Annotated in this window: 18 protein-coding genes and 1 pseudogene; 7 read left to right on the top strand and 12 right to left on the bottom strand. The window is 70.9% G+C overall.

What is annotated here, in order from left to right; translation table 11 throughout:
• A pseudogene (locus RIF93_RS03290) lies at positions 1–921 on the top strand (hypothetical protein); the annotation flags it as partial.
• Positions 922–993: 72 nt separating this feature from the next.
• Here the strand turns inward: RIF93_RS03290 and RIF93_RS03285 are convergent.
• The 4 genes from RIF93_RS03285 to RIF93_RS03270 all read right to left on the bottom strand — a co-directional run bounded on the left by RIF93_RS03285 (position 994) and on the right by RIF93_RS03270 (position 4486).
• Entirely contained in the window at positions 994–1653 is a 660-nt protein-coding gene (locus RIF93_RS03285; protein ID WP_309088417.1) for a DUF1080 domain-containing protein, read from the bottom strand.
• Positions 1654–1691: 38 nt separating this feature from the next.
• On the bottom strand, positions 1692–2324 hold the full coding sequence (locus RIF93_RS03280) for a gluconate 2-dehydrogenase subunit 3 family protein (protein ID WP_309088415.1): 633 nt from the start codon (positions 2322–2324) through the stop codon (positions 1692–1694).
• On the bottom strand, positions 2321–4030 hold the full coding sequence (locus RIF93_RS03275; RefSeq protein ID WP_309088413.1) for a GMC family oxidoreductase: 1710 nt from the start codon (positions 4028–4030) through the stop codon (positions 2321–2323). Before RIF93_RS03275 ends, RIF93_RS03280 begins: the two co-directional genes overlap by 4 nt.
• Positions 4031–4114: 84 nt before the next feature.
• A complete protein-coding gene (locus RIF93_RS03270; protein ID WP_309088411.1) occupies positions 4115–4486 on the bottom strand; it encodes a MerR family transcriptional regulator in 372 nt (123 codons plus the stop codon).
• 127 nt (positions 4487–4613) lie between these two features.
• On the opposite strand from RIF93_RS03270, the gene RIF93_RS03265 reads away from it, so the two are divergent.
• Complete coding sequence (locus RIF93_RS03265; protein ID WP_309088409.1) at positions 4614–6023, top strand: short-chain fatty acyl-CoA regulator family protein; 1410 nt, start codon at positions 4614–4616, stop codon at positions 6021–6023.
• Here the strand turns inward: RIF93_RS03265 and RIF93_RS03260 are convergent.
• Together RIF93_RS03260 and RIF93_RS03255 are read right to left on the bottom strand one after the other, a co-directional pair.
• A complete protein-coding gene (locus RIF93_RS03260; RefSeq protein ID WP_309088407.1) occupies positions 6020–6784 on the bottom strand; it encodes an aminotransferase class IV in 765 nt (254 codons plus the stop codon). The two genes, RIF93_RS03265 and RIF93_RS03260, sit on opposite strands and share 4 nt — an antisense overlap.
• A complete protein-coding gene (locus RIF93_RS03255) occupies positions 6781–8112 on the bottom strand; it encodes an anthranilate synthase component I family protein (protein WP_309088419.1) in 1332 nt (443 codons plus the stop codon). Before RIF93_RS03255 ends, RIF93_RS03260 begins: the two co-directional genes overlap by 4 nt.
• Positions 8113–8221: 109 nt before the next feature.
• Between RIF93_RS03255 and RIF93_RS03250 the strand changes: the two genes are divergently transcribed.
• A complete protein-coding gene (locus RIF93_RS03250) occupies positions 8222–9094 on the top strand; it encodes an enoyl-CoA hydratase-related protein (protein WP_309088405.1) in 873 nt (290 codons plus the stop codon).
• On the opposite strand, the gene RIF93_RS03245 is transcribed toward RIF93_RS03250, so the two are convergent.
• The 4 genes from RIF93_RS03245 to RIF93_RS03230 all read right to left on the bottom strand — a co-directional run bounded on the left by RIF93_RS03245 (position 9091) and on the right by RIF93_RS03230 (position 15445).
• Positions 9091–11409, bottom strand: a complete 2319-nt coding sequence (locus RIF93_RS03245) for a TonB-dependent receptor (protein ID WP_375163831.1) — start codon at positions 11407–11409, stop codon at positions 9091–9093. The genes RIF93_RS03250 and RIF93_RS03245 overlap by 4 nt on opposite strands.
• Positions 11410–11437: 28 nt before the next feature.
• On the bottom strand, positions 11438–13267 hold the full coding sequence (locus RIF93_RS03240; RefSeq protein WP_309088401.1) for a sulfotransferase: 1830 nt from the start codon (positions 13265–13267) through the stop codon (positions 11438–11440).
• Positions 13268–13324: 57 nt separating this feature from the next.
• Positions 13325–14299 carry an N-acetyl-D-Glu racemase DgcA gene (gene dgcA, locus RIF93_RS03235; RefSeq protein WP_309088399.1) on the bottom strand — a complete coding sequence of 325 codons (975 nt, stop codon included), beginning with the start codon at positions 14297–14299 and terminating at the stop codon, positions 13325–13327.
• Between the two features lie 123 nt (positions 14300–14422).
• Positions 14423–15445, bottom strand: a complete 1023-nt coding sequence (locus RIF93_RS03230) for a mechanosensitive ion channel domain-containing protein (RefSeq protein ID WP_309088397.1) — start codon at positions 15443–15445, stop codon at positions 14423–14425.
• 83 nt (positions 15446–15528) lie between these two features.
• Here RIF93_RS03230 and RIF93_RS03225 point away from each other — a divergent pair, with 83 nt between their 5' ends.
• From RIF93_RS03225 to RIF93_RS03210, 4 genes are all read left to right on the top strand, one after another.
• The gene (locus tag RIF93_RS03225) at positions 15529–16554 is read left to right on the top strand and encodes an adenosine deaminase (protein WP_309088395.1); all 1026 of its coding nucleotides are present in this window, start codon (positions 15529–15531) and stop codon (positions 16552–16554) included.
• A gap of 84 nt (positions 16555–16638) precedes the next feature.
• The gene (locus tag RIF93_RS03220; protein ID WP_309088393.1) at positions 16639–17850 is read left to right on the top strand and encodes a parallel beta-helix domain-containing protein; all 1212 of its coding nucleotides are present in this window, start codon (positions 16639–16641) and stop codon (positions 17848–17850) included.
• The gene (locus tag RIF93_RS03215) at positions 17840–18895 is read left to right on the top strand and encodes an SO2930 family diheme c-type cytochrome (protein ID WP_309088391.1); all 1056 of its coding nucleotides are present in this window, start codon (positions 17840–17842) and stop codon (positions 18893–18895) included. Before RIF93_RS03220 ends, RIF93_RS03215 begins: the two co-directional genes overlap by 11 nt.
• A gap of 91 nt (positions 18896–18986) precedes the next feature.
• Complete coding sequence (locus tag RIF93_RS03210; protein WP_309088389.1) at positions 18987–20072, top strand: NADH:flavin oxidoreductase; 1086 nt, start codon at positions 18987–18989, stop codon at positions 20070–20072.
• Here RIF93_RS03210 and RIF93_RS03205 read toward each other — a convergent pair.
• Both RIF93_RS03205 and RIF93_RS03200 read right to left on the bottom strand, forming a co-directional pair.
• Entirely contained in the window at positions 20069–20419 is a 351-nt protein-coding gene (locus tag RIF93_RS03205; RefSeq protein ID WP_309088387.1) for a hypothetical protein, read from the bottom strand. The genes RIF93_RS03210 and RIF93_RS03205 overlap by 4 nt on opposite strands.
• A 67-nt stretch (positions 20420–20486) precedes the next feature.
• Positions 20487–21299 (bottom strand): TIGR02587 family membrane protein, encoded by an 813-nt coding sequence (locus RIF93_RS03200; protein ID WP_309088385.1) that lies wholly within the window; start codon positions 21297–21299, stop codon positions 20487–20489.
• Between the last annotated feature and the right edge of the window lie 110 nt (positions 21300–21409).

Below are 21409 nucleotides of genomic sequence, written 5' to 3'. Positions count from 1 at the left end.
AAGCCCATGTTCATGATCGCCAACCTCGCCCTGGGCGGCTGGGGCGGCGCCATCGACCGCGGCGACATCCCCGCCGAATTCAAGATCGACTACATCCGCGCCTACGACCTGGGCGGCGGGGCGGTCCAGGCGCCGGCCACGGTCACGCCGACGCCGACGCCCGCGCCCGCTCCGACGCCCGCTCCGGCTCCGGCTCCGACGCCCGCCCCGGCCCCCGCGCCGGCTCCGGCTCCCGCACCTGCTCCGACGCCCGCAGCGCCTCCGGCGGCCTCGACCGGCGTCTCACGCACGGCGGATAACGGCGGCGAGGCCCTGGAGGGCTCGCTGGGCGCGGACACCCTGATGGGCGGCCTGGGCGCCGACAGCATGAACGGCGGCGCGAGCCAGGACTACATGCGCGGCGGCGGCGGCAATGACGTGATGTCGGGCGGCGACGCGTTCGACGACATGCACGGCAACCTCGGCGAGGACACGCTGGCCGGCGGCGACGGCGGCGACTGGGTCGTCGGCGGCCAGGGCTCGGACCGGCTCTATGGCGACGAAGGCCATGACGTGGTGCTGGGCAACCTGGGCGCCGACCTGGTCGACGGCGGGGCCGGCAACGACGTGGTCCGCGGCGGCCAGGGCGACGACCAGCTGTTCGGCTGGGCCGGCGACGACTACCTGGCCGGCGACCGCGGCAGCGACACCATCTCGGGCGGGTCGGGCGCCGACACCTTCCACAGCTTCGCGGAAGCGGGCGTCGATCTGGTCCTCGACTTCAACTACGCCGAAGGCGACCGGGTGAACCTCGTCGCCGGCACGACCTACAGCTACGCCCAGGTCGGCGCCGACGTGGTGGTCGACATGGGTCCGGGCGCGAGCCTGACGCTGCAGAACGTCCAGCTGGCCAGCCTCGGCGACGGCTGGATCGTCGGGTAGGCCGTCCGTCCACGACCGCCTGGCGTAAGGCGCCCGGGGCCCCGTCCGGTCCCGGGCGCAACTTTCTGGGTGCTACTTCAGCGGCCGGATCTTGATGTTGCGGTACCAGACGTGGTCGCCGTGGTTCTGCAGGGCGATGTGGCCGACCCTCGAGGCGGCGAACTGCGGCCAGGCCTTGAACTTCGTCGCCGCCACCTTGGCCTTGAACTCGGCCGAGTTCAGGTCGTACTCGGCGACCTTCACCCCGTTCAGCCAGTGCTCACCCTTGCCGCCCTTCATGACGAGGCGGCTGTGGTTGAATTCGCCGACCGGCTTGGTCGCATCGGTGGTCGGCGCGTAGAGGCCGTAGAGGGCGCCGGCGCGCTCCAGCGGCGGCTCGCCTCGCGAATTGTCCAGCACCTGGTATTCGGGCCCGCTCTGGTAGGTCTGCTCGCCCGTCTGGGTGACGTGGAACATGACGCCGGAGTTGCCCTTCGGGCTGATCTTCCAGTCGAAAACGAGCTCGAAGTCGCCGAACGTCTCCTTCGTCATGATGTCGCGCGAGGTCTTCGGATCGGGGCCCAGCGTTCCGTCCTTCGCGGTCCAGCCGGCGTCGGGCTCGGGCGTCTTGAAGCCGCGCCAGCCGTCGGTGGACCTGCCGTCGAACAGCAGTTTCCAGCCCGCCGCCGTCTCGGCGGCGGTGAGCGCATTGTCGGCGGCCTTTGCCGCCGGTCCGGACATCCCGATCGCCATCGTCAGGACAAGCACCGCAGCCTTCATCGCGTTCCCTCTCACAGTCCCAGGGCCTTCAGGCGTTCCGCCAGCACCGCCTTCACCTCGGCCGACGGGCCGGGATCGGAGCTGCGCACCTCGTTGCCGATGTAGCCGATGTCCTTGAAACCGGCCTCCGTCGTGTAATAGGCGCCGACGGTGAGCGCCCGGACGCGCTTGAAGAAGGCGCGGGTCTCCGCATCCCTCGCGGTCGGCAGGGCGGCCAGCGCTGCGGCCCGCCTGCCCGCATCGCCGCGCACCACGTCCGGGATCAGCGCCTTCAGCCCCTCGCGGATCACCGGCCGGTCCTCGACCTGGTCGGGATAGGGCGCGCTGACCCACTCGTCGATGAAGTCGGGGATGCCGAGCGCGCTGGCCGCCGGGGCCGTCGCCGAGGCCGGCAGGATGAAGTCAGCCAGGTGGGCGGCCGCCTGCAGCTCCTCGGCCGACAGCAGCCTAGGCCAGGGCGCAGGCTCGGGCTTCACCAGGTTCGGATCGGTGCCGTAGCCCTTCGCCTCGGGCGTCGCGATGCGGTCGCGCCAGACCACGACGCCCGCGCCGACGGCGGTGGCGGCGCCCACGGCGCCGACCCACAGCAGGGCCGTGCGGCGGTCGATCTTGGGGACGTAGGGTTTCGCCGTCTCGCCGCTCACAGCTCACCCCGCTTTGCCAAGGTCGCCAGGTGGTCGCTGGATCGCCAGGCCAGGGCCAGGATCGACAGCGTCGGGTTCTTGTCGGGGCTGGAGACCAGCACCGCCCCGTCGGTGACGAAGAGGTTCGGGACCGCCCAGGCCTGGCCGTACTGGTTCACCACCGAGTCGGTCTCGGAGGCGCCCATGCGGGCGGTGCCGACCTCGTGGATCATCTCGCCGCCCTTGGAGATGGCCTTGCGGCCGTCGCGTTCGACCTCGCCGACGGGTGTGCCGCCCAGGCGGTCGATGACCTCCAGGAAGGTCGTGACCATGTGCGAGGCCTGGCGGGTCTCGGCCTCGCCCCACTTCCAGTGGAAGCGCAGGACCGGGATGCCCCACTTGTCCTTCACGTCCGGATCCAGCTCGCAGTAGCAGTCGTCGTTGGGGATCATCTCGCCCCGGCCGTTGAAGCTGATCAGGCTGCCGTAGCGCTGGCGCAGCCGGTCGCGCAGGGCGTCGCCGACGCTGGTCTCGTCGTCCCCGAGGAGCCGGGCGACGCCCATGGAGGGCATGCCGCGGCCGCCGCCGATCTCGATGTGGTAGCCGCGCGGGAAGCCCAGCTCGGCGTGCCTGTCGTAGCCCCACCAGGGCACATAGGTGTGCGACACGCTCATCCCGTCGTCGTTGGTCGGCGGCAGACCCTCCAGCGCGGGGAACTGGCCGGTGACGTTCAGGCCCGTGCTGTCCATCAGATAGCGACCGACCATGCCGTGGGCGTTGCAGAGGCCGTCGGGGAACTTCGCGCTCTTGGAGTTCAGCAGGATGCGGGCGGTCTCGCCCGAGCCGGCGGCGAGCACGATGGCCCGGGCCGTGGCCGAACGGTGCTGCCCGGTGACGCGGTCGACGTAGGTGACGCCCTTGGCCTTGCCGGCGGCGTCGAGGTCCACCTGGTAGACGAGGGCGTTGGTGACGATGGCCAGGTTCTTCGTCGCCAGCGCCGGCGGAATCAGCACCGTGGTCGACTGGAAGTTGGCCCCGATGGAGCAGCCGCGGCCGCAGGGCGTGGCGAAGACGCAGGTGTTGCGGCCCTCCATCTGCTCGACCTCGCCGGTCAGCACCGCGCCGTGCATGGGCGCGACGGGAATGCCCATGGCCTCGAAGCCCTTGGCGTAGAACAGCTCGAACGCGCGCGGCGGCGGGCTTTCCAGCAGGCAGCCGGGCGGCGAGTCCGGCGTGTTGGTGAGCCCCAGGGGCGGGCCCGCGCCGGTGACGCCGATCAGCTTCTCGACGCGGTCGTACCAAGGCGCCAGGTCGTCGTAGGTGATGGGCCAGTCGTAACCCAGGCCGTCGCGGCTCCTGGGCTTGAAGTCGAGCGGCCCGAAGCGGAGCGAGATGCGGCCCCAGTGGTTGGTCCGCCCGCCCAGCATGCGCGGCCGCCACCAGATGAAGGGCTGGGAGTCCTCGGCCACGGTGTAGGGTTCGTTCGGCACCTCCCAGCCGCCGTCGACCGTGGCGTCGTAGAAGCCGAAGGGCTTGTCCGGCGTCGAGACCCCGCGCAGGGGCGCCTCGGCCGGGATGTTGTACATCGGGGTCTCGGTGACCGGATCGTAGTTCCGTCCGGCCTCCAGCATCAGGACCTTCAGGCCCGAGCGCGTCAGGTGGTAGGCGCTCATCCCGCCGCCGGCGCCGGAGCCGACCACGATCACGTCATAAGGCTCGGCCGCCACCTTGCGCCCCCCGCTGCAAGACCATCGCAAGCGGAGGTTGGCGCCGACCGGGCCGGCGGCCAAGAGAGAAGCGGCGCCTTGGGCTTAGGCGGCTTCTTCCTGCAGCGTCGGGATGAGGGCGTCGAGGGCGGCGAGCTCGCGGGTCAGGGCCTCGCGGCGAGCCAGGAGCTTGTGCAGGGCGAGCTTGGAGCCCGCGCCCGAGCGCTGGTCGGCGTCCAGCACCTGGCGGATGTCGCGCAGGGACAGGCTGACCGAGCGCAGTCGGGCGATCCAGGCCAGCTTCTGGCGGGTCCAGCCGTCGTAGTAGCGGTGATTGAGGCGGTCGCGGCGGGCCTCGATCAGGCCCTTCTCCTCGTAGAAGCGCAAGGCGCGCGGCGTCATGCCGAACAGGCGGCAGGCGTCCGCGAAGCCCAGGCGGGGCAGATGGTGCAGGTTCTGGCCGGCGCGTGCGAGCATCCCAACCTCATTTTGCAAAACTGAGGATCACGTTCGGTGAGGGAGGAAGCGCCCTTTCGTTTTGGATTTCAAACGAGAACGTGCGAAGTCTTGGCGCCCAACTCCCGCCGATCTGTGAAGTTGTGAAATGCCCGCCAAGCTGTTCGTCGGCCCGCAGGTGCGCCATCTCCGCCAGGAGCAGGGGCTGAAGCTGCAGGCCTGCGCGGCGCGGCTCGGCATCTCGGTCAGCTACCTGTCGCAGATCGAGGCGAACCAGCGGCCGGTGACGTCCCGGGTCCTGGTGTCGATCGCCGACGCGTTCGGCGTGCCGCCTGAGGTGTTCGAGGCCCGCGAGGACGAGCGGCTGATCGCCGACCTGAAGGAGGCGGTGGCCGAGAGCGCCCATCCCGGCGCGCCGGTCGCGCTTTCCGAGATCCGGCGGGTGGCCCTGCAGGCGCCGGCGTTCGCGCGCCGGTTCCTGGACCTGCATCGCGCCAACCAGCGGCTGGCCGAGCGGCTGAACCTGACCGAGGAGGCCGTCGCCCTCGACGAGGCGACCGCGGCGAGTTCGCTGCTGCCGTACGAGGAGGTGCGCGAGTTCTTCCACGACATCGACAACTACGTGGACCGGCTGGACCGCGCCGCCGAGGAGCTGGCCGAAGCCATCGGCCTGATCGACGGCGAGCCGCCCGACGCGCGCATCGTGGCCTGGCTGAAGGAGCGGCAGGACGTCACCGTGGTGCGCGCCGCGCCCGGGGAGGTGATGCGGCGCTACGATCCCATGACGCGGACGCTGTGGGTGAATCCACGCCAGCCGGCCGAGACCCAGACCTTCCAGCTGGCCTACCACCTGGCCGCGGTGGAGCTGTCGGCGGTGATCGAAGCCGAGCTTGCCCAGGCGCGCTTCCGCACGGCCGAGGCGGTGGACGTCTGCCGCGTGGGCCTTGGCAACTATGCGGCCGGCGCCCTGCTGATGCCCTACCGGCGCTTCCACGCCGCGGCCCAGGCGCTTCGCCACGACATCGAGGCGCTGGGCCTGACCTTCCGCACGAGCCTGGAGCAGGTGTGCCACCGGCTGTCCAACCTGCAGCGGCCGGGCCTGCGCGGGGCGCCGATCTTCTTCGTGCGGATGGACTACGCCGGCAACATCACCAAGCGCCACTCCGCGACGCGGCTGCGGTTTGCCAGGTTCGGCGGCGCCTGCCCCCTGTGGAACGTGCACCAGGCGGTCGGCGCGCCGGATCGGTTCCTGGTGCAGGTGGCGGAAATGCCGGACGGGGCGCGCTATCTCTCGGTCGCCCGCAGCGTGGCCAAGCCGTCGGGCAGCTATCTGGAGCCGGACCGGCACTTCGTGCTGGGCTTCGGGTGCGAGATCGGCCACGCGCACCAGTTCGTCTATTCCGAGGGCGTCGACCTGAACGGGCCGGCGGCGCGGATCGGGGTCAGCTGCCGGATCTGCGAGCGCAACGACTGTCCGCAGCGCGCCTTCCCGCCGGTGGACCGGCCGCTGAAGGTGCCGCCGCACGAGCGGCGCACGGTGCCGTTCCGGCTGGACTAGCCGACAGCTCGGGCTAGCGCCGCCACGAGGTCGGACGTTGGCAGCTCGCGGCCGTCCAGGCTGGCGACCGGCCGCACGCCGATCAGGCTGTTGGTGAGGAACACCGGAACGCCGGCCAGCGCCTCGGGGCCGACGCGGACCTCCTCGGCCGGGATCCCCAGGCGGGCGCAGGCCCGCAGCACCTGTCCCCGCACGATCCCGTCCAGCACGCCGCAGTCCAGCGCCGGCGTGCGGACGACGCCGCCTTCGATCCAGAACACGTTGGCCGCCGCCGCGCAGGCGACCTCGCCGCGGGTGTTGAGCATCAGCGCCTCGCCGGCGCCGGCGGCGCGGGCCTCTGCGCGCGCCAGGACATTGTCGAGGTAGCCCAGCGTCTTCAGCCGCGAGGCCGGCGAGGCGTGGTTGCGGCGGACCGTGGCGGTGGCGAGCGTCGCGGGTTCTTGCGGCTGGACCAGGGCGGCGGCCGTCGCCAGGAGGCGCGGCTCGAGCGTCGCAGGCAGGTCCAGTCCCCGGCCGCCGGACCCTGCGGTCCAGGTCAGGCGCACGGCGGCGCGCTCGGGCGACCCAGCGGCCGCCAGCGCGGCCTCGGCCTCGCGCCGGCAGGCGGCGCGGTCGGGCGCGGGCAGGCCCAGCAGGGGACAGCCGCGGGCCAGCCGGTCGAGGTGGGCGTCCCAGTGGACGAAGCCGCCCTCGGCCCACAGGAGGGTCTCGAAGAGGCCGTGGCCGAGGGTGAGACCGCGGTCGTCGGGCGGAACGCTCACGGCCCCTCGCCTTCCAGCGCCGCCAGGATGGCGCTGATCTTGTGCTCGGTCTCGGCGGTCTCGGCTTGCGGATCGCTATCGGCCACGATGCCGCCGCCGGCGCGCGCCTCGAAACGCCAGCCGGCGGGGTCCTCCACGAGCGCCACGGTGCGGATCAGGACGCTCGCCTCCAGCGCGCCGTCGAGGCCCGCCCAGAAGAGGCTGCCGCAGTAGGGGCCGCGGGGCGGCTCGTGGTCAGCGATCACCTTCATGGCTTGAAGCTTGGGCGCGCCGGTGATCGAGCCTGGGGGAAAGGCGGCCAGGAAGGCGTCCCAGGCCGAGCGCCCCGCCGCCAACCGGCCGCGGACCCGCGAGACCAGGTGGTGGACGTTGGCGTAGGTGCGAAGCGCCGCGAGCTCCGGAACCTCGACGCTGCCGGGCGCGCAGACGCGGGCCAGGTCGTTGCGCATCAGGTCGACGATCATCAGGTTCTCGGCCCGGTCCTTGGCGCTGGCCAGGAGCTCGCGGGCCAGCGCCTCGTCGCCGGCGGGATCGCTCCCGCGCGGCCGGGTGCCTTTGATCGGCCAGGTCTCGACGTGATCGCCGCGCACCGACAGGAACCGCTCGGGCGAGTTGGACACCACCGCCCGGCCGGGCAGGCGCAGGTAGGCGGCGTAGGAGGCGGGGCTGGTCCGGGCGAGGCGGCGGAACAGATCGAAGGGCGTGCGGCCGGCGGCGAGCCGGCCGCGCCAGGGACGGGCCAGGTTGGCCTGGAAGATCTCGCCGGCGGCGATTCGCGCCACAGTGTGGGCGACAGCGGCGGCGTGGCGCGCGGGGGGCGTTGAGACGTCCACCGTTCGGGCGAGCGGACCGTCCGCCGGCGGCGCAGGCGGCGGCGCGTCCAGCCAGGAACGGGCGACGCGGGCGCGGGTCTCGGCCGCCGCGGCGTCGGCTCCGCGGCCGATGGCGACGACGCGCCGCCTGTCGATGTGGAAGGCGACCAGAGCCGGATAGCGGGCGAGCGTCAGGTCCGGCCAGTCGGGATCCCGCCCCTGGGGCGCCGTCGGCTCCAACCGGGCGGAGAGCTCGTAGGCGGCGAGTCCCAGGACGCCCGCTTGAAACGGCGGATCGTCCGCGCCGGCCGCCGGCGGGCCGAGCAGGCCGGACAGGTCCTCGATTGCGGAGCCCACGGCGTCGGGCTGGCGCAGCAGATAGGACCAGCCGCCGCGGCCCGACAGCAGGAGGGCGGCGTACGGCTCGTCGGCGAAGCGTGCGAGCGCGGCGACGGGATCGGTCCACGGCGCTTCGAGGCGCGCCACGCAGGCGCAATGGCCGCCCGCGGCAAGCATCAGGCTGTCGGTATCGTCCGGCACGGCGGCGGTATAACACCGGTCCCGCGGCCTGTTGCCTGCCGTCTCGTCAAGCGCGCGTAATCGCCGAAAAGCCCGGGAGGCGACGGTGAGCTACGAGACGCTGTTGTACGAGACGGACGGCCCGGTCGCGGTCGTCACCCTGAACCGGCCCGACAAGCTGAACGCCTACACCGGCCAGATGGGCGCCGAGCTCGCCGACGCGTTCCGGCGGGTGGACGCCGACGACGACGTGCGTGTGGTGATCGTGACCGGCGCCGGCCGCGGCTTCTGCGCAGGCGCCGACATCTCCTCGGGCGCAGGCGCCTTCGATACGAAGAGCGAGGGCTCGGTGGCCTTTTCCGCGCCGGGGCAGGCGCGGCCGGACGATGGCGGCTTCGTGGGCGCGATCTTCAACTGCCGCAAGCCGTCGATCGCGGCCGTGAACGGCGCCGCGGTCGGCGTCGGCGCGACCCTGACCTTGCCAATGGACATCCGCCTCTGCGCCGAGGGGGCGCGGTTCGGCTTCGTGTTCGCAAGGCGGGGGCTGGTGCCTGAGGCCGGCAGCGCCTGGTTCCTGCCCAAGCTGGTGGGCCTGCCGCAGGCGCTGCGCTGGTGCCTGTCGGGGCGGCTGATCCCGGCCGAGGAGGCGCTGGCCGGCGGCCTGGTCAGCGAGGTGGTCCCGCCCGAGCAGCTGCTGGCGCGGGCGAAGGAGATCGCGCTCGAAATCGCCGAGAACACCGCTCCCGTGTCCATCGCGCTGACGCGCCAGATGCTGTGGGGCTATGCCGGCGCGCCAGACCCGTGGGGCCTGCTCGCCGTGGACGGCCCGCTCTCGATGGAGCTGGGCGCGGGGCCGGACGTGCGCGAGGGCGTGGCGGCGTTCCTGGAGAAGCGGCCGCCGAAGTTCCCCGGCAAGGTGTCCACTGACATGCCGAAACGGGCGGCGGGACTGGTGTCCGCCGCCCGTTCGGATGCTTAGAACGACTGGCCGAAGCGGAGGCCGATCGTGCGGGGCCGGATCGGCACGATGTAGACCTGGCTGCAGACCGACGACGCGCACTGGACGAACCGGTCCTGCTGCCCCTCCTCGTCCAGAAGGTTCTTCACGTAGGCTTCCACGCGCCAGCTGCCCGGCGAGAGCCCCGCGCTGAGATCGAAGGTCGTGTAGCTCGGCATCTTGCCGACGACGGCGCGGTCCGAGGACCGAAGGTCGGGCCAAGCCGAGCCTTGGTGGACGAGCGAGGCCTGCACATGGGCCGTTCCGTCCATCATGTCCCACTCGTAGCGGGCGGAGAGGTTGGCCTTGAACTTCGGCGTGACGGGCAGCGAGGCGCCCTTCAGCGCTTCGGGCGGCTCGCTGGGGTCGGGAATGTAGTCCTCGTCCAGTTCCGCGTCCGTGTAGGCCGCCGATCCGGTGAGCGTGAACCCATCGGCGACGAGCCAGCTGATGTCGGTCTCCACGCCCTTCATCTTCGCCTTGCCGGCGTTCCGGATCTCGGTGAGGCCGTTCGCCCCCAGGAACGAGAACTGGAAGTCGTCCCACTTCTCGGAATACAGGGCCCCGTTCCACCGCAGCCGGTTGTCGAGCCAGGTGGTCTTCCAACCGAACTCCAGGTTCTTCAGGTAGTCGGCCTCGTACGGCGGCAGCGTGCCGCGCCGGTTGATGCCGCCCGGACGGTAACCCGTGGAGTAGGTGACGTAGACCATCCGGTCGTCGTCGAACTTGTATTGGGCGTTCAGGCGATAGGTGTGCCCCTCGTCCTCGGTGACCTTGTCGACGTTGGTGCAGGGACCGCCCTCTACGATCGGCGGCCCGAAGCAGCCGCCGACGCCGGTGCCCGAGCTGTAGCCCGTGCCGAAGCCGAAGAAGCCTTCGAGCGAGTTCTTGGACTTGAAGAACCGGATACCGCCGGTGACGGAGAGCTGGTCGGTGACCTCGAACGTCGCGTCGCCGAACACCGCGTAGTCGCGGTCGATCCGCAATTGTTTGGTGAGCCAGATGGTGTCTGGCCAGCCGGGCACCTCGGTGGCGTCAGCCAGGTCGTCGATCTTGTACCGCTGTTGGATGTTGTGGCTCTGGCGCTGATAGAACGCGCCCGCCGTCACCCTCAGGCGCTGGTCCGCGGGCGTGGAAACCCGGAACTCATGGCTCTGCTTCGTGAAGGCGTCCTTGGCCTGGATGTACTGGCTGATGTCGTGCGGGTTTCCGGCGTTGTCCAGCCAGTACTCCCCGTACCCAAGGAGGGTGTCGTAGAAGAACGCGTAGTCGGAGTAGTCGGTCTCGGAATCCTGCCAGCGCTTCATGTAGGCGCCGGCGTAGACCAGGTCGAGGTTCGCCACGGCGCCCTCGATGGTCATGGCGGCCTGGAACCACTTGTCGTCCAGCCGTTCAGGCCGGAAGCGCGCCACCTTGAGGTCGCCCCGCTGCGGATCGTAGTTGAAGCCGCCGTCGGCTTCGGTCCGCTGCATGTTCAGCGAGGGCGTGATCGCCCAGTTGTCGTCCAGGTCGATGCGCAGGGCGGCGCGGGCGCCGTACACGTCGACCTCATTGTAGTCGTCTTCCGCCAGATCGGCGTTGTCGATGGTGACCGGACCGGTGGGGTAGGTTCGGGTGGCCTCGACATTGTCGATGTAGCCGCCGTCATGCCGCGCCCAGGCCACCAGGCGAACCGCCGCCCGGTCGCTCAGCGGCTGGTTCACATAGCCTTCGGCCGCGTAGCCGATGTCGCCGTGGCTGACGCGGTTCACCTCGAGGTCGTAGGCGGCCGAGAAGCCCGACGGAGACGGCTTGTTGGTGATGATCCGGATGGTCCCGGCCTGGGAGCTCGCCCCGTAGAGCGTGCCCTGCGGTCCGGCCAGAACCTCGACGCGTGCGATGTCATAGACGTGGACGTCCAGCGGGCCCGTGATGGTCGTCACCGGCTGTTCGTCCAGGTAGACGCCGACGCTGGGCAGCGGGCCCGAGTGGTTGCTGTTCTCGCCCGAGGCGACGCCGCGCATGTAGATGTTGGAGAAGCCCGGCGCGCCGGTCTGGATCGTCACGTTGGGCAGGAACCGCGCGAAGTCGGTCATATCCGACACCTGCAGCTCGTCGAGCCGCTCGGTGCCCAGGGCCTGCACGCTGATCGGCACGTCCTGAAGGTTTTCGGACCGTTTCTGTGCGGTGATGACCACCTCGTCCAGCGTCGTGCCGCTGGCGGTCTGGGCCGCAGCCGGCGCCGCCACGGCGGTCAGCATGGTGGTGGCGAGCAGGCCCATCGACCAGCGCCGCGTGTTTCGATCCATCGCCTTCATAGTTCCCCCACAAGGTCATGGCGGCGGCCTAGTACGCGGGCGCCTCCGGGTACGCGTGCAGAACCGGGCCCAGCGCCGCCTTCAGCGGGCCGAGCCACATATCGTAGTTACGCCAGTGGTCGGCGGCGTCGGTAAAGATTGGCTTACGAACCTGCTCCGAACTGGCGGTGCGCACCGCCCGGTCGTTTTCGTAGAACCGCAGGCAGGCCTCCTCGAAGGGCAGACCGCAATAGTCGAGCAGCCGGCGCGTTTCCGCCTCGGGATTGCTCACCATCTGCTCATAGATCACGCGGTGGACGCGTCCGGGCAGGATCGCGTCGAAGTGGGCCATCAGCTCGACGTAGTCGGCGTAGTAGCGGCCGATGTCGGTGAGGTCGTAGGTGAAGCCCTGGCCGCGGGCGAAGTGCTGCTTGAACCCGGAGAAGCCGCAGCCGAGCGGGTGGCGCCGGGCGTCGACGATCTTGGCGTTGGGCAGGGCCAGCAGGATCAGGCCCAGGTGCGCCCAGTTGTTGGGCATCTTGTCGATGAAGAAGGGCCGGCCCAGCTTGCGGTGCACCTCGGCGCGGGACAGGTACTCCTCGCCCAACTGGTAGAGCTCCTTGGGCGAGAGCTCGGCCAGCACGTCGGGATAGCGGCCGGCGGACGACTTCTTGGCCCCGCCGCCCAGCCGCCTGGCCATGGCGATGATGTCGGGCAGCTCCTGGGTGCCTTCCACCTGGCTGTGGCTTGAGAGGATCTGCTCGACCAGGGTCGAGCCCGACCGCGGCAGGCCGACGACGAAGATCGGATCCGGCGCCGAGGAGCCCTGCCCGGCCCGCGCGGCGAAGAATTCCGGCGTGAACAGCGCCTTGGAGCGGCGGACGTGCGTGGTGGTCTCGTCGGCCTCGTACGACAGCTCGTACTTCCGGAGGCGATTGCCCTCTTCGTAGTGGCGGAAGGACTCCTCGTAGCGGGCCTGGTCCTCGAACGCCTTGCCGAGGGCGAAGTGCAGGTGAAAGCGGTCCTCGTCGGCGAGGTCGTCGCGGGCGAGCTGAGCCTCCATCGCCGCCACGTCCTCAGCTGAGAAGGTGACGGTCTTCAGGTTGGCCAGGCTCCACCAGGCCTCGCCCAAGTGGGGCGCGAGCGCCAGGCTCCGGCGGTAAGCCTCCACCGAATCCGCCTGGCGGCCGACCGTCTTCAGGGCGTGGCCGTAGCTCATCCAGGTCTTCGGATGGCGGGGATGGGCCTTCAGCACACGATCGTAGAGTTCGATCGCCTCGTGGTACTCGCCGATCCGGCCGAGCGCGGCCGCCTTCAGGTTGAGGTAGGCCGGGTTGTGGGCGTCTCCGGCCAGCAGGACGTCGAGCTGGGCGATCGCCTCCACCGGCTTGTTGTGGCGGTAGAGCACGGTCGCATAGTTGTGCCGCGCCGGCGTGAAGCCGGGCGCCAGCTCGACGCAGCGGGACAAGAGCTTCTCGGCGTCGTCGTAGCGGCCCAGGCGCATGCCGGTCTCGGCCAGCATCCGGATGGCCGCCACGTCGGTGGGCTGGGCCTTCAGCCGGTCGCGCAGGATCTGCTCGGCGTAGGCCAGGCGGTTGTCCACCAGGGCGTTGGCCGCCGCGATCATCTGCGGGTCCTTCACCGAGCCCTTGACCGAGCGGAGGTAGGCCTCCTCGGCGGCCTCGGTCTCGCCCTGGCGGCGCAGCGCCGCGCCCAGCAGGCGCAGGGCGTGCGGATGCTCGGGGGCGACCTTGAGGATCTCTTCGGCCTGGGCCTGGGCGAGCTGCGGGTCCTGGGCCAGGAGGCGTGCGGCGTGGGCGAGGGCCACCTCGATCGTGCCCACCGCCTCGTTTGGCGGCTGTGCGGCCTGCGCTGTCACCCGAACCCCCGAAAACCCGTGTTTGGATGAAGCGGCCGATGCGCTCAGGCTGTCAACTTAGGGCGTGGCCGCCGGATCGCCCCAGAAGCCCGGCTGTGGCGGATGGAGCACGCCCCGCTCGAACCGGCAGCCGCCCGGGCGGTCCTTGGCGATCCACCACGGCCCGTCCAGGTCGACGAAGTCGGCGTCGGCGGCGAACACCAGGGCCGGCGCGATGGCCAGCGAGCTCGCCACCATGCAGCCGGCCATCAGCGACAGGCCGCGGGCGCGGGCGGCGTCGGCCAGGGCCACGGCCTCGGTCAGGCCGCCGGCCTTGTCGAGCTTGACGTTGATGGCCTGGTAGCGCCCGGCCACGGCGTCCAGGTCGTGGCGCGTGTGGATGCTCTCGTCGGCGCAGATCGGCGCCGGATAGCGCAGGCCCTCGAGCGCCGCGTCCTGGCCGGCCGGCAGCGGCTGTTCCACCAGCACGACGTTGCAGCGGGCGACGGGGTCGGCCATGGCCTTCAGGATCTCGGGCGTCCAGCCTTCGTTGGGATCGACGATGAGGCGCGCCTGGGGCGCGGCCTCGGCCACGGCCAGCAGCCTTTCGGCCGGCCGGTCGGCGGAGAGCTTCACCTTCAGCAGCGGCGCGTCGGCCACCGCCGCCGCCGCCTCGGCCATTCCCCCCGGCGCGTCCAGGCTGATGGTGACCGCCGAGGCGACCGGTTGCGGCGGCATGCGGCCCAGCATGTCGAACACCGCCTCGCCCTCCCGCTTGGCCAAGAGGTCCCAGTAGGCGCAGTCGAGCGCGTTGCGCGCGGCGCCCGGCGGCAGGGCGTCCAGCAGGACCTCGGGGTCGCCGCGCAGGGCGGCCATCACCTTGCCCGGGGTCTCGTCGTACCGGGCGTAGGGGACGCATTCGCCGCGGCCGGTGAACTCGCCGTCGGACAGCTCGACGACCACCACCTCGGCGTGAGTCTTCACCCCGCGGGAGATGCGGAACGGCGCGCGGAGCGGCAGGCGGTCGAAGCGGACGCTGAGGGTCAGGGCCATCAAGCGCCACTTCTGTCCGATCCGGACCGATCCGTCGACCTCACGCGGCGGCGAACACGGCGAACACCAGGACGCCGCCCAGGACCGCCAGCGCCGCCTCGGTCAGCCTGCGGGTCCGCGGGCTCATGACGCCTTGGGCTCCGGGTAGATCGGCCCCTCGTCGCCCTCCGGATCCGCGAAGGGACGGGCCAGGTCGTCGGCGGCGTCGTTGATCGTTGGCGGCGCGGGCTTCGGTTCCTCGCCCGCGGGCTCGGGCTCGTCCAGACGCAGCGCCCGCCGCGCGGCTTCGCCTTCCTGGCCGAACAGGCTGCGCAGGCGGACGTCCATCTGCGGGAACGGGATCTCGATGCCCGCGCGCTCGAGCGCTTCGGCGATGGCCCAGGTGTAGGCCGCATGCATGGCGCCCGGGCGCTTCACGGCGTCCAGCGTGGGCCAGACGACCAGCTCGAAGTTCAGGCCCGAGTCGCCGAAGCCCGTCAGCCAGACCTGGCTCTTCTGGGTCTCGGTTTCGGGCACGGTGAAGGGGACGCTGCGGGCCGCCTCCAACACCACGTCGCGGACCTTTTCCCGGTCGCAGCCGTAGCCCACCGAGAACGGGACGTGGATGCGGCGCGTGTGGCCGTGCAGGGTCCAGTTGACCACCGGCCCCTCGATGAACTTCGAGTTCGGGATCATCAGGTCGATGTTGTCGTTGGTGCGGATGCGCACGGCGCGCGGGCCCACCTCCTGGACCACGCCACGCTTGCCGTCCTCGAGCTCCACGAAGTCGCCGACGCCCAGCGAGCGGTCGAAGACCAGGACTAGGCCCGAGACGAACTCCTTGACGATGCCCTGCAGGCCGAGGCCCACGCCGACGCCTACGGCGCCGGCGAAGACCGCGAGCGACGACAGGTTGAGGCCCACGGTCGACAGGCCGGCGACCAGCGCCAGCAGGACGACGCCATAGGTGACCAGCTTCTCGACGATATAGAGCGCCGCCGCCCCGTGACGCGCCCGACCCCGCAGCCGCCGCAGCCCGGCGCCCGCGAGGCGGGCGACGACGAACCCGACGAAGATGACGGCGAGGCCGGCGACGACGCCGCCCAGCGTCACGGGCGTGCGGCCGATCGCGAACAGCACCAGCCCGGGCAGACGGTCCAGGTCCATGCGCAGGCGAACGTCCCCAGCGGGACAAGGGTTTCGGGCTCCGTCGCCCTTGACCCGGCCGCAGGAGGGGCGATGCTTTGGCCATGACCTCGCTCGCCGACTTCATCCGGGGCCTGCCGAAGGCCGAGCTCCACCTGCACATCGAGGGCAGCCTCGAGCCCGAGCAGATGTTCGAGTTCGCCAGGCGCAACCGCGTGGATCTGCCGTTCAAGTCGGTGGAGGAGGTGCGCGCCGCCTACGCCTTCTCGAACCTGCAGGACTTCCTCGACATCTACTATCAGGGCGCGAACGTGCTCCGGACGGAGGAGGACTTCCGCGACCTGGGCCTGGCCTATTTCCGGCGGGTGGCGGCGGACGGCGCCCGGCACGTGGAGCTGTTCTTCGACCCCCAGACCCACACCGACCGGGGCGTGCCGTTCCAGGTCGTCGCCGACGGGCTGATGGCCGGCATGGCCGAGGCCGAGCGGGATTTCGGCATCAGCTCGAGCCTGATCCTCTGCTTCCTGCGCCACCTGGACGAGGACGCGGCCTTCGCGACCCTGAAGGCGGCCGAGCCCTACCTGGACCGCATCCTCGGCGTAGGCCTCGACTCCTCGGAAGTGGGCCATCCGCCGTCGAAGTTCGCAGGTGTGTTCAAGGCGGCCCGCGAGCGGGGCCTGAAGCTGGTGGCGCACGCGGGCGAGGAAGGCCCGCCCGAGTATGTCTGGGAAGCGCTGGACGTGCTGGGCGTCCATCGCATCGACCACGGCAACCGGGCGCTGGAGGACGAGGCCCTGGTGCGGCGGCTGGTGGCGGAAGGAATGACGCTGACCGTCTGCCCGCTGTCGAACCTCAAGCTGTGCGTCGTGAACGATCTCAAGCAGCACCCCCTGAAGCGGATGCTGGCGCTGGGGCTGAAGGCGACGATCAACTCGGACGACCCGGCTTACTTCGGCGGCTACCTGGCCCAGAACTGGACCGAGACGGCCGACGCCATCGGCCTCACCCGAGACGAGCTGGTGACCCTGGCCAAGAACAGCTTCACCGGCGCCTTCCTGGGCCCCGAGGCGGTCGCCCGCCACGTGGCCGAGATCGACGCCTATGTGGCGAAGAGCGCGGCGACCGCCTGAGGGCTTGCGTCGGCTCGCAGAACCGCGTCACCTCCAAAGTTGAACGGCGCGTCACGACGCCGGCGAGACGAAGGGAGGTCCGGGATGATCCGGCTCATGGCCGCCGCGGCGGCGATCGCGCTTCTGGCCGGGACGGCCGAGGCCAAGACCATTTCCGTGGCCGCCGGCCCCGACGCCCAGGAGCGGCTGCAGACCGCCCTGCTCGACGCCAAGCCCGGCGACCTGGTGCAGCTCGGCGCCGGACGGTTCGAGCTGACCGACGGCCTGTCGCTCGACGTCGACAACGTCACGGTGAAGGGCGCCGGGCCCGACGCCACCGTGCTGTCGTTCAAGGGCCAGAAAGGCGCGGGCGAGGGCCTGCTGATCACCTCCGACCGGGTGACGGTGCGCGACTTCGGGATCGAGGACACCCGCGGCGACGGGATCAAGGCCAAGGGCGCCGACGAGATCAGCTTCGTGAACGTCCGCGTCGAATGGACCGGCGGCCCGAACGAGAAGAACGGCGCCTACGGCGTCTATCCGGTGAGCTCGACCAACGTCCTGATCGACCGCGTGGTGGTGCGGGGCGCGTCGGACGCCGGCATCTATGTCGGCCAGTCGAAGAACATCGTGGTGAAGCGCAGCCGGGCCGAGTTCAACGTCGCCGGCATCGAGATCGAGAACTCGTACAACGCCGACGTCTTCGACAACGTGGCGACGCGCAACACCGGCGGCATCCTGGTGTTCGACCTGCCGAACCTGCCGCAGATGGGCGGGCACTCCACCCGGGTGTTCCGCAACAAGGTCGTCCGGAACGACACCGCCAACTTCGCGCCCAAGGGCAACATCGTCGCCAGCGTGCCGACCGGCACCGGCGTCATGGTGATGGCCAACCGCAACATCCACGTCTTCGAGAACGAGATCGACGGCAACCAGTCGGCGGCGGTGATGCTGGTCTCCTACGTCCAGAAGTTCGACGACAAGAGCTACAATCCGCTGCCGCGGGACGTGGTCGTCCGCGACAACAAGCTGGGCAAGAACGGCTGGGATCCCAAGTTCGACGGCGGCAAGCTGCTGGCCATGCTGAGCGGCGGGTCGCTGCCGCCCGTGATGTGGGACGGCGTGGCGACCTGGAACGGCAGCGCCCCTGCGAAGGTGCGGCTGGTCGACGGACCGGTGATGAACCTCAACCTGCCGGCCCCCGGCGAACTGGCGAAGGCGAAACCCAAGGTCGAGCCGGCGATCGGCCGCGACGTGGCCCTGCCCGAGCCCGCCCCCGTGGTGCTGCCCAAGCGACAGGCGGACCTTGGCGCCTAGACTTGCGAAGCTTGCGGCCGGGCTCGCCGCCCTCCTCTGCCTCGGCGGCGCGCCCGCCGGGCCGGACTTCGCGCGGCTGCTGGACGAGACGCCGGCGCCCAGGCTGTCGGACTACCGCCTGCCGCTGACCGACGGCGGCCGCGCGGCCGGGGCGGGCCTGACCCCGTACGCCCTGAACACGCCGCTGTTCAGCGACTACGCGGAGAAGTTCCGCTTCGTGGGCCTGCCGCCCGGCAAGCGCGCGGCGTACCGGGCCGAAGGCGCCTTCGACTTCCCCGTCGGGACGGTGCTGGTGAAGACCTTCGCCTATCCGGCTGACCTGCGGCGTCCGACCGAGAACGTCCGCTCGCTGGAGACGCGCCTGCTGATCCGCCAGGCCGACGGCTGGAAGGCGCTGGCCTATGTCTGGAACGCCGAGCAGACGGAGGCGGTGCTGAAGCGCGCCGGCGCGCGCATGAACGTCGAGGTGACGGACGTCCAGGGGCGATCGAAGACCATCGACTACGCCGTGCCGAACCAGAACCAGTGCAAGGAGTGCCACCAGCTGGACAAGGCGCTGGTCCCGCTGGGGCCCAAGGCGCGCAACCTGAACGGCGACTTCGCCTATGCGAGCGGCCGCGAGAACCAGCTCGCCCAGTGGACGAAGAGCGGCCTGCTGACGGGCGCGCCGCAGCCCGCCACGGCGCCGCGGATCGCCCGTTGGGACGAGCCCGCCGAGCCGGTGGCGGCGCGGGCCCGGGCCTATCTCGACGCCAACTGCGCGCACTGCCACCACCCGCAGGCCATCGCGTCGAACAGCGGTCTCTTCCTCCAGTGGGAGGAGACGAACCCGGTGGCCTTGGGCGTCGGCAAGCGGCCGGTGGCCGCCGGCCGCGGCTCAGGCGGGCTGGAGGTCGCCATCGCGCCCGGTCGGCCCGAGGCCTCGATCCTGGTCCACCGCATGGCCTCGGAAGAGCCCGGCGTGATGATGCCCGAGCTGGGCCGTTCCGTGACCCACGCCGAGGGCCTGGCGCTGATCCGTCAGTGGATCGCGGAGATGCGCTAGTCGCAAACCCTGAAAGGCCGTGCAGATTCACTGGCTTGCGCGGACGCTGGGGCAGGCTGCTAGGTGGCGGCCCTCGCACCGGAGACCCACCTTGGCCGAGATCAGCCTGTTCGACCCTCTGCCGCTGAAGCACGGCAAGCCGCTGAAGAACCGCTTCATGCTGGCGCCGCTGACCAACTGCCAGAGCCACCCAGACGGGCGCCTCTCGGACGAAGAGTTCCACTGGCTGACCATGCGGGCCGAAGGCGGCTTCGGCCTGACCATGACCTGCGCGGCCCACGTCCAGCGGCAGGGCCAGGGCTTCCCTGGCCAGCTGGGCGTCTTCGGGGACGAGCACCTGGAGGGCCTGACCCGGCTCGCCGCGGCCATCAACGCGACCGGCAGCCGCTCGTCGGTGCAGCTACACCACGCGGGCAACCGCTCGCCCAAGGACCTGGTGGGCCAGCCCGTGTCCGCCTCTGACGACCCGGAGACCGGCGCCCGCGGCCTGACCACCGCCGAGGTCGAGCAGCTGGTCGAGGACTTCGTGGCCGCGGCGGTCCGGGCCGAGAAGGCCGGCTTCGAGGGGGTCGAGCTGCACGGCGCCCACGGCTACATCCTGGCCCAGTTCCTCTCGCCGGAGATCAACCGCCGGGAGGACCGCTACGGCGGAAGTCTCGAGAACCGCGCCCGCATCCTCTTCGAGCTGATCGACGGCGTCCGTCACCGCACGGGCGCGGACTTCCAGCTGGGCCTGCGGCTGTCGCCCGAGCGGTTCGGCCTGCGACTGGCCGAGATCGTCGACGTGGCGGCCGAGGTGTTACGCGACGGGCGCATCGACTACCTCGACATGTCGCTGTGGGACGTCTTCAAGGAGCCGGTCGAGGAGGCGTTCAAGGGCCGCTCACTGATGAGCTACTTCACCGAGCTGCCGCGCGGCGAGGTGAAGCTGGGCGTCGCCGGCAAGATCACCACGCCCGCGATCGCCGCCGAGATGCTGGACAAGGGCGCCGACTACGTCCTGATCGGGCGCGCGGCCATCCTGCACCACGACTTCCCCGAGCGCGCCCGCGACCCCGCCTTCACCCCCGTGCCCGCGCCGGTGAGCGCCGGCTACCTGGCCGGAGAAGGCGTGAGCCCCAGGTTCGTCACCTACCTGCGGGACACGTTCAAGATGGTGGAGCCGGAGCCGGCTTAAGGCTCTTCGTAGCCTTCGGCTGCGACCCGCAAGGCGTACGCCCGCGGATCGCGTTCGAACACGAGGCCGCCGCGCGCCTCTCCGCCGCCGGGGACGTAGGCGAAGACCGCCCGGCGTTCCTCAATCGCGACGCCGCCCTGCTCCAGCACGCCCCGGACCTCGACCGCCGCGGCCGTCGCATGGCTGTCGTTGCGCACGACGAGGGGCACCACATGACCTCCGGCGACCGCCTCGGGCGGCCAGGCTTCGACCTTCAGCGCCGGGGGACCGTCGTCGCCTGCCAGGCCTTCCCACAGCGAATAGCCGATCACCGCCGCGGTAAGCGCAAGGCCCAGGGCCGCGGCCACCCACTCCGCGATTGGAGTCCGCTGAACGAGACCAGGCTTGGGGGCCGGCTTTCGGCGGGGCGCCATGTCAGACCACCAGCCGGGCGACGGCCGCGCCAAGCGCCGCGGGGAAGCCCAGCACCACCACCGAGCGCACCGCGTCGCTGAGCGGCGCGTCCAGCCGGCCGAAGGTCCACAGGCAATAGAGGCTGACCAGGAGGGCCACGCCGTACCCGGCCAAGGTGAAGTGGAGGAAGGCCGACAATGGATGCTCCTGCGCCTCCTGACCTGCGAACCCGACGGCGAAGACCAAGGCGTGCAGGCCAGCCAGGGAGACCGCCACGAGCGCCAGGGCGTGCCATGGCGTCATCTTGAAGCCGATCAGGATCATCTCCTCGGTGGGCGCGACGTTGAAGGCGAAGAAGAGGGCGCCCGCGCCCATCAGGAACAGCTGGCCCAGATAGCCCGCGCGATCCTCCTTCTGCTGGCCTTCGCCGCGGCCACCCAGCTGCTTGTTGGCGAGAACGGCGCCGAAGCTTGCGGGGGCCGCCTGGACCGCGATCATCCCGACCGCCTCACGGGGCCCGGCGGCGGGCGTCAGCAGTCCGAACAGCGCCAGCATCACCGCCGAGACGACGAACCCCACGGCCAGGGCGGCGAAGGCGTCGAGGAGATCGTCGGCGAAGTCGGTGTCGTCGCGGAAGCCGGCGAAGCGCGCGAGGCCGAAGACCGTAAGTGCGATGACGGCGAGGAACAGCGCGAGCCTGAGCCGATCCATGTGGAAGCCGAACTGCCACATCTCCATCGTCATCATCAGGGGCAGGCCGAAGAGCACGGCTCCCGCGGCGGCCCGAGCCAGGCCGCGGGCGTAGCTCTCCTCACTGGTGCGTTGCGCCGCCATTGGGGCCTGAACGCGCGAACGGCCACGCTTGTTCAGTGGCGCCGCCCCGCAGACCGCCGGTTCCACCCCACCGCGCAGAACCGCGCCAGGTCCTGTCGTGGGGCGGACAG

This window comes from Phenylobacterium sp. (assembly GCF_031181185.1).
In the GTDB taxonomy this organism is placed as follows: domain Bacteria; phylum Pseudomonadota; class Alphaproteobacteria; order Caulobacterales; family Caulobacteraceae; genus Phenylobacterium.
Note: the sequence above shows the minus strand (reverse complement) of the source record. Positions and strands in the feature narration are given on the sequence as shown.